This is a genomic window from Sporomusa sp., assembly GCF_035561255.1.
In the GTDB taxonomy this organism is placed as follows: Bacteria; Bacillota; Negativicutes; order Sporomusales; family Sporomusaceae; genus Sporomusa.
Map to the genome: position 1 here is coordinate 1 of NZ_DATMXX010000305.1, position 7,961 is coordinate 7,961.

Annotated in this window: 7 protein-coding genes; 5 read left to right on the forward strand and 2 right to left on the reverse strand. The window is 49.1% G+C overall.

Annotated elements, in window-relative coordinates:
• From VN379_RS16610 to VN379_RS16630, 5 genes are all read left to right on the forward strand, one after another.
• A partial coding sequence (locus VN379_RS16610; RefSeq protein ID WP_325535845.1) for a formate--tetrahydrofolate ligase occupies positions 1 to 1,509 on the forward strand: 1,509 nt, incomplete at its 5' end.
• 126 nt (positions 1,510 to 1,635) lie between these two features.
• Positions 1,636 to 2,397, forward strand: a complete 762-nt coding sequence (locus VN379_RS16615; RefSeq protein ID WP_325535847.1) for a transposase — start codon at positions 1,636 to 1,638, stop codon at positions 2,395 to 2,397.
• 64 nt (positions 2,398 to 2,461) lie between these two features.
• Positions 2,462 to 3,220, forward strand: coding sequence for an ABC transporter ATP-binding protein (locus VN379_RS16620; RefSeq protein WP_325535849.1), 759 nt, complete (start codon positions 2,462 to 2,464; stop codon positions 3,218 to 3,220).
• Complete coding sequence (locus tag VN379_RS16625; RefSeq protein WP_325535851.1) at positions 3,207 to 5,645, forward strand: ABC transporter permease; 2,439 nt, start codon at positions 3,207 to 3,209, stop codon at positions 5,643 to 5,645. Before VN379_RS16620 ends, VN379_RS16625 begins: the two co-directional genes overlap by 14 nt.
• 47 nt (positions 5,646 to 5,692) lie before the next feature.
• A complete protein-coding gene (locus VN379_RS16630) occupies positions 5,693 to 6,583 on the forward strand; it encodes an efflux RND transporter periplasmic adaptor subunit (RefSeq protein ID WP_325535853.1) in 891 nt (296 codons plus the stop codon).
• 127 nt (positions 6,584 to 6,710) lie between these two features.
• Here the strand turns inward: VN379_RS16630 and VN379_RS16635 are convergent, their stop codons facing one another.
• Positions 6,711 to 7,043 (reverse strand): GIY-YIG nuclease family protein, encoded by a 333-nt coding sequence (locus tag VN379_RS16635; protein WP_325535855.1) that lies wholly within the window; start codon positions 7,041 to 7,043, stop codon positions 6,711 to 6,713.
• Between the two features lie 74 nt (positions 7,044 to 7,117).
• The gene (locus VN379_RS16640) at positions 7,118 to 7,882 is read right to left on the reverse strand and encodes a DUF2087 domain-containing protein (RefSeq protein WP_325535857.1); all 765 of its coding nucleotides are present in this window, start codon (positions 7,880 to 7,882) and stop codon (positions 7,118 to 7,120) included.
• Positions 7,883 to 7,961: the final 79 nt, after the last annotated feature.

Consider the following 7,961-nt stretch of genomic DNA (forward strand, 5'->3'; position numbering starts at 1 on the left):
GGGATTATGGAAGGTCTGGGAAAACGTGGTGTGAACGTCGGTGGTGCCCTGCGGCAGCCTTCCGGCGGCCCGACCATGAACGTTAAAGGCACTGCTGCCGGCGGCGGTAATGCCCTGTTGATTCCAATGACCGAGTTCTCTCTCGGCTTAACCGGGGACATCAACGACATTATGAATGCTCATAACCTGGCAATGGTCGCTATGAACGCCCGGATGCAGCATGAGGCTAATTATACAGATGCTGAATTGGCTAAACGTGGCCTGCGGAGACTGGATATCGATCCGAAGAACATCGAAATGGGCTGGGTACTGGACTTTGCCGCCCAAGGCCTGCGTAACATCCTCATCGGGCTTGGCGGCAAGAAAGACGGCTTTATGATGCATTCCAAGTTCGGTATCGCCGTTGGTTCTGAATTAATGGCTATCCTGGCAGTAGCCAAGGATCTGGCCGATATGCGGGAACGCTTCAAACACATCGTGGTTGGCTATGACCGTCAGGGTAATGCCGTGACCACCGGTGACCTCGAAGTCGACGGCGCTATGACTGCCTGGATGCGTAACACCATCAACCCGACCCTCTGTGCCACTGTCGAAGGCCAGCCTTGCTTTGTCCATGCCGGCCCGTTTGCGAACATTGCCATCGGTCAGTCTTCCATCATTGCTGACCGCATTGGCCTGAAATGCTTTGATTATCATGTCACCGAATCCGGTTTTGCTGCCGATATCGGTTTTGAAAAATTCTGGAACGTCAAATGCCGCCTGAGCGGTCTGAAGCCAAACGTCTCGATCTTGGTAGCCACAGTACGTGCACTGAAGATGCATGGTGGCGGCCCAACCGTTGTACCAGGCCGTCCGTTGCCTGATGAATACACCAAGGAAAACTTGGGACTTCTGGAAAAAGGCTGCGAGAACATGGTACACTTGATCAACATGATCAAGAAGTCCGGCATCAAACCGGTTGTTTGCATTAACGCGTTCTACACCGATACCAAAGCAGAACATGCCCTTGTCAAGAGAATCGCCGAGCAGGCAGGTGCCCGCGCCGCAGTATCCGAACACTGGTTAAAGGGTGGCGACGGCGCTCTGGATCTGGCAGATGCTGTAATGGATGCCTGCAAAGAAGAAGTCAAATTTGAATACCTCTATCCGCTGGAAATGCCACTGCGTCAGCGGGTTGAGAAAATCGCCACAGAAGTGTACGGAGCCGATGGTGTCGACTGGGCGCCGCTGGCTGAGGAGAAAGCTAAGAAATTCGAAGCTGATCCTAAGTATGCCGACTATTGCACAATGATGGTAAAATCGCATCTGTCCCTGTCGCATGAGCCGACCTGGAAGGGCGTTCCTAAAGGCTGGAGATTGCCGATCAGAGACGTTCTGGTCTATGGCGGCGCCAAGTTCCTCTGCCCGATGGCCGGAGCGATCAGCCTGATGCCGGGAACCAGCTCTGATCCTGCTTATCGCAGAATAGACGTCGATGTAAAAACAGGTAAGGTTAGCGGCCTGTTCTAAGAAAATTCCCCAAGCAAAGAAAGCCCCGGAACCGGGGCTTTCTTTCTTTAACCCCCAGTGACTCACGGGGACGGTTCTCTTGAGTCTGTCAAAAAGCTATGTTATTATTAGTTTGAGGTGGTAATTATGCCCAGACAAGCTCGGCAAAGCAGTCAGACAGGTATTTATCATATTATATTACGCGGTATCAACCGGCAGATTATTTTTGAAGATGACGAAGACCGGAAAAAAATGATTCGCTGTTTGCAATTATATAAGGAAAAATGCCAATGTGGAATATACGGATATTGCCTGATGGATAACCACATCCATCTACTTCTTAAAGAGGGGAATGACCCTATAGCCAACTTCATAAAAAAGGTTGGCGTTAGCTATGTGGCTTGGTATAATCACAAATATCAGCGGTGCGGGCATTTATTTCAGGACCGGTTTAAGAGCGAAACCATTGATGATGAGCAATACTTATTAACAGTATTGCGTTATATTCACCAAAACCCTGTAAAGGCCGGCCTGGCAGCTGATTTGTCAAAATATCCCTGGAGCAGTTATTCGGAATATACAGGCGACAGTACCCTGGTAGATGCTGATTTTATCATGGGGATTTTTGCCGGCGAACAGGAAAAAGCTGTTATGTACCTGAAAACATATATGGCTGAACAGGGTGAGGCTACCTGCATTGAAATAGATGACTCTGCAAAACCAACCGATAAACAGGCACAGCTGTTGATCCAGGAATATGTAGGTGCCAATACACTGGCAGAACTGCTAGTCATGGACAAGCAAAAACGTAATGAGGTCTTGCAAAAAATAAAGAAATTAAACGGGATATCGACATGGCAAATTGCGAGAATAACCGGCATAAGCCAAAGCGTTATTGCCCGGGCCTGACTCACGAGAACCGTCCCCGTGAGTCAAAGTGAGTCACCCGTGAGTCAAAGTGATGGAGGGAAGTATGTTAGGAAAATGGTTGTCCGGGCTTATGAGTGTTGATTTGCCGGAACCTCGTTCAGCAGCCGCTGCGGTTGAGCTTTTAGCAGTACAGAAGATTTATGTAACAGGGGCTGGTGAGTTTGCGGCATTAAAAGGTATCGATCTGCAGGTAGCAGGCGGTGAGTTTGTTGCCGTTGTGGGCAAATCAGGCAGCGGTAAATCTACACTTATTAATATGATTACAGGCATTGACCGGCCTACCAGCGGTGAGGTATGGATCGCAGGCATGCCGGTACATACGCTGACTGAAAATCAGATTGCTGTTTGGCGGGGCCGGACGGTTGGGGTTGTATTTCAGTTCTTTCAATTGTTGCCGACCTTGACGGTTTTGGAGAATGTTATGCTGCCAATGGATTTTTGCAACATGTATGACAGAATGGAGAGACCACGGCAGGCGCTTAAACTGCTGGATATGGTCGGGGTTAGTGAACAGGCCCATAAGCTGCCTGCTAACTTATCAGGAGGCCAGCAGCAGCGGGTGGCTATTGCCCGGTCTTTGGCCAATGACCCGCCACTGCTGGTAGCCGACGAACCGACAGGAAATCTTGATAGTAAGACGGCAACCCTTGTTATTGACCTGTTTAAAGAGCTGGCTGCCCAGGGAAAAACTATTCTGATGGTAACCCATGATAATGATTTAGCTAGCCGGAGCAGCCGGATCGTGACAGTCTATGATGGCCAGATCATGACCCCTGGGGTGGAGCGTGATGACAATGCTTGACTATGCGCTGGTTTCGCCACGCTGGCGCAAGGTGTTGGCTGATTTATGGGGCAATAAGCTGCGAACATTGCTTGTTGTCCTTTCAATCACCGTCGGAGTTTTTTCGGTAGGGATGGTCTATAGTTCTTATCTGATGTTTGCCAGGGATTTGGCTTTGAGCTGGCAGTCGGCAGCACCGGCCAGTGCCAGTGTGTACGCTGATCCGTTTGACCAGGAACTGGTGGACAGTATCCGCAGTTTGCGCGGCGTTAAAGAGGCTGAAGGGCGGCGCAATGTCGATTTGCGGGTTCTTACGGCCGGCGGGGAATGGCGGCAAATGTTTTTGATAGCCATTCCTGACTACCAGAAACAAAAGGTAAACCTTGTTAGAAGTGAAAGTGGTGCGTGGCCCCCCAGTGATGGTGACGTTTTGCTGGAGCGTTCTTCGCTGGCTGAGCTTGGGGTAAAAACAGGCGGCAGTATTCAGGTGGAAACAGCCGCCGGGCGTAAGCGCATCCTTAAAGTCACCGGCGTAGTGTATGATTCCAGTCAAACCCCCAGCATGTTTAGCGGCCGTTCGTATGGCTACATCAATATGGACACCCTGGAGAAACTTGATGAAGAGCGGCGCCTTGACCAGGTGAATTTCGTGGTTGAGCCATGGGTTCTGCAGGGTAAAGAGACTGCACCTATTGAGGCTGTAGGGCGACGGGCCTGGAGTAAGCTGGAACAGGGTGACACAACCGTGTTCTGGCTGCAGGTAAATAAACCCGGGGAGCATCAACTGCAGGGGATCATTAACGCATTGATTATGCTGCTAACGGTGCTTGGGGTATTATCACTGTTATTAGGAACTTTTTTGTTGGTTAATACAGTATCCGCTATTCTGACACAGCAGGTGCGTCAGATAGGGATCATGAAGGCTGTTGGGGCACGGCGCAATCAAATTTTTCGCATGTATCTATTATTAGTGGGTGCATATGGCGTACTGGCTCTGGTGGTTGCCGCCCCGCTCGGGGCATTGGCAGCCAACGCTGTAACCGGGTTTATGGCCCAGGTATTTAACTTTAATTCCGGCGGGTTGGAATTGCCGCCCCAAGTACTGCTGCTGGAGGCAACGGCAGCAATTATGGTGCCGGTCCTTGCAGCTATCTGGCCCATATGGCGCGGTACAGGCATAACTGTCCGCGAGGCAGTCAGTGATTATGGCCTTGGCAGTGTGGCTCCCAAAGGACGGATGGATATCTGGATTGACAGACTGCTGGCGCGGCTGGACCGCTTGCCCAGGCCTGTGCTGCTTTCCCTGAGAAATACCTTTCGCCGTAAATGGCGCCTGGCGCTGACTTTGTTGACCTTAACCGTGGCGGGAACGGTGTTTATGGCTGTTTTCTCTATTCGGTCTTCGCTATATTCTACGCTGGATGATGCCTTTGACTATTTCCATTATGATGTGTCTGTCGGGTTTACCGAGAATTACCGGGCAACAAGAATTGAACATGAGGTGCTTAAGGTGCCTGGTGTCAAGGCTGCTGAGTCTTGGGGGTTTTCATCAGGACGGATACTCCGGGATGACCGTAAACAGTCAGAGGATGATGCCAGTAAAAATGTGTTTATTCTGGCCCCGCCGGTTAGTACTACGATGATTCAACCCAGGATTATTGAAGGGCGCTGGCTGGTGGAGCAAGATGAAAGTGCCCTGGTCGTTAATACCGAGACCCTGAAGGATAGTCCCCAACTGCAAGTAGGCAGCCCGGCGGTCATTAAGATCGGTACCCGCAAGCTGAGGTTTACGGTAGTCGGTATAGTCAAAAGCACCTTAACCGGCCCGATTGTATATGCTCCCTATCCCTGGTTTACAGGCGCTATTCAGGAAGCGGGCGGCGCCAGGTCTGTTCAGATTGTTGCTCAATCGGCCGACCCCAGGGAACAAATCAACTTAGGCCGGAAGCTGGAAGAGCATTTGAAGAAAAATAACCTGCGGGTTCAAAATGTTGACATTACCTGGGATCAGAAACAACGGATCAGGTCACAGTTTGATATATTGACAGTCTTCTTGTTATTGATGGCGGTATTATTAGCTGTTGTCGGCGCTTTGGGGCTGATGGGCACAATGGGGATAAATGTACTGGAACGAACACGGGAGATCGGGATAATGCGAGCCATTGGCGCGTCCGGGGTGGCTATTGGCAAGGTTTTTGTCGTTGAGGCATTATGTATTGGGATATTAAGCTGGCTGTTAGGGGCTATTTTGGCGCTGCCGGTGGCAATGTTGCTTAGCTATCAGGTAGGAGTACTATTTCTCCAGAGCCCACTGGCGTTTTCATTTAGTTTTCTTGGGGTGGGGATTTGGCTGGTGCTTTCGACCCTGCTGTCAGTACTGGCCAGTTTAATGCCGGCATGGAATGCTGCCAGGCTGAGTGTGCGGGAAGTATTGAGTTATGAGTGACCAGGCCAGATTAGCATAAGATCAAGGTGAAGTGAGGAGAAAAGCGGATGAAATCAAAGGGATGGCTGCCGGTGCTGATCGCTGTTATTGCTGTGGTATTGGTTGCAGGCGGGTGGTGGTTCTATAATGGGCGTCAAGGGGAGAAAAAGGAATTAGAGCCTGTTAAGGCTGATAACCGGGTATTGTCAGAGGGGATTATTTTTCCTGTACGTTATGCGCAGATGGTTATGCCGGTAGATGGCACGATTGGTGAGGTTTTAGTCAAGGAGGGCGATACGGTCACAGCCGGGCAGTCTCTGATCCGGCTGGTGCGGCAGGATTACCAGGCCCGGGTTGGCAGTACCGGCGCCGATATCAGTCGTGCTGCGGCTGCTGTCGAGCAGGCAAGAATTAATCTGGCCGATGCTGTCCGTGAACTGGAGCGGCAAAAGCGCCTTGAAGCAGCCGGGGCTACCTCCAGGCAACAGGTTGATCAGGCTAAAACGGCAGCAGACAGAAATCAAGCGGCACTAGCACAGGCTCAAGCCGAGCTAAAAACCCAGGAAGCCCGGTTAGTCGAGGCTGAAGGACTGCTTGACAAGACCGAACTCAAAGCAGTCATCAGCGGTACGGTGGCATTTTTGGATGTTAAAGTAGGCGAGCATGCCAGTATCGGTACAGTTCTAGTGAGAATTGCCGATGAAAGCGAATGGGAGATTCGCAGCGATGATTTAACTGAACTCACAATAGCTAAGGTCAAGAAAGGTGATCAGGTAGCCCTAACCTTTGACGGCATACCCGGCTTAGACCTAGCAGGAAAAGTAAAGTCTATCAGAGCCTATGGTGAGAAAAAACGGGGCGATATTACCTACACTGTCACGATTGCTCCTGAGCGCTGGGACGAGCGTCTGCGCTGGAATATGACAGCCCAGCTTGCCATCACACCATCCGGACTGTGACTCAGGGGGACGGTTCTCTTGAGTCAGGGAATATAATACTTTGTTTGAAGTGAACAAGAATTTGCGGAATACCTGCATCAATTGAGAACCCCCTAGCAGCTTAAGCTGCCAGGGGGTTCTTGTTACTTTATAGAGTGGTATCATTGGCGACTAGTTGTTTCGCTGGGGTATTATAGCCTTTTTCACCATAAGGCTGCAGGGTGTTAAGCCATTTCTCCTCCAATTCGGCGACAGCTTTACGCCAGTTATCTTTTACTATCTTTTCAGGATTGATGCTTTCAAGCACTTCGAAAGTAAATGCGTCTGAACCGTATAAATTCCAGTCTTCCTGCAGTGCTTTGTTGCGATGAGAGTTAACGTTTAACTGAAAGCGATTGCTGTTAAATTTTCCGGGTAAGTCCATGCTGCTGCCGACGAAGAGCTTGCCGGTTATCGTGTTCTTTATCTGATATACACCCATCGGACGGGGTGTCTCTTTATAGGCTAGTTTTATTTCTTTACGTTTATCCAGTTTTTCCAGCTCCTTTATCTTTTCTAAGGTAGAATCCAGTATGAACTGCCGTCCTGGGTTCGATCCATGAAACCATATTCGATTAAATAACGGCGCAACAGCACATAGTCGTTGTAGAAGGGTTTCAAAATGCCATTTACTTCTTTTTCAGTATAGGTTTTTGTTGCCTCGAATTTTTTGACAAGATGCCTTAAAATGGCGACTCGTTTCTTTTCTTTAAGAGGAAATGAGCCAAGAGGGCCGTTAAGGCCTTGCGGAAAGCAGGCAGCTAATATCTCTGCATTTTCCTGCTCGGTAATAGCAAATCTGTCGTCTATATTCCTGGAATTACGTGGAATATTGATAAAGTTATTCTTTTTGGGAACTTGCTCTCCCAGCAGCTCCATAATAGCCAAAAACACTTTTGCTTGCTTTTGTTTCTCTCTTAGCGTGAAGCGGTGATTACGAATTGTGGAGGTACTGCTGGTACCGAGCGCCTTTGCTATCTCGTTATCACTTTGACCTCGGTAAAAGAGCTCAAGAATGGTTTTTTGATGGTCTGTCAGACCAGTTAACCTTTTATCAAGGTTCAGCAGATAGTCGAAAGCGGAGTTATGGTTTTGTTCAATATGGATCTGGATATATTTTTTAGCTTCATACAATTTCGTATCATGCGGATAAATGACCCCATTACTGAAACTTTGCCCGCAAATGAGGCAGGTAAACTCATCACTATTTTGGTGATAGACGTAACCCTGCTTTATTTCAGACAGCGATGCCTGCCAAAACAGTTCAGATATATCATGCATTATAAACACCTCGTTATATTGTTTGCTGCCTACGTAGATATTATAAGCGAATATCTAAAATAATTCAAGACGTTAGTAT

Bases quoted from the DNA above. Each gene is read 5' to 3' on its own strand.
- VN379_RS16635 (WP_325535855.1), bottom strand. From the start codon at position 7,043: ATGGGTGTATATCAGATAAAGAACACGATAACCGGCAAGCTCTTCGTC.
- VN379_RS16625 (WP_325535851.1), top strand. From the start codon at position 3,207: ATGACAATGCTTGACTATGCGCTGGTTTCGCCACGCTGGCGCAAGGTG.
- VN379_RS16615 (WP_325535847.1), top strand. From the start codon at position 1,636: ATGCCCAGACAAGCTCGGCAAAGCAGTCAGACAGGTATTTATCATATT.
- VN379_RS16640 (WP_325535857.1), bottom strand. From the start codon at position 7,882: ATGCATGATATATCTGAACTGTTTTGGCAGGCATCGCTGTCTGAAATA.
- VN379_RS16620 (WP_325535849.1), top strand. From the start codon at position 2,462: ATGTTAGGAAAATGGTTGTCCGGGCTTATGAGTGTTGATTTGCCGGAA.
- VN379_RS16630 (WP_325535853.1), top strand. From the start codon at position 5,693: ATGAAATCAAAGGGATGGCTGCCGGTGCTGATCGCTGTTATTGCTGTG.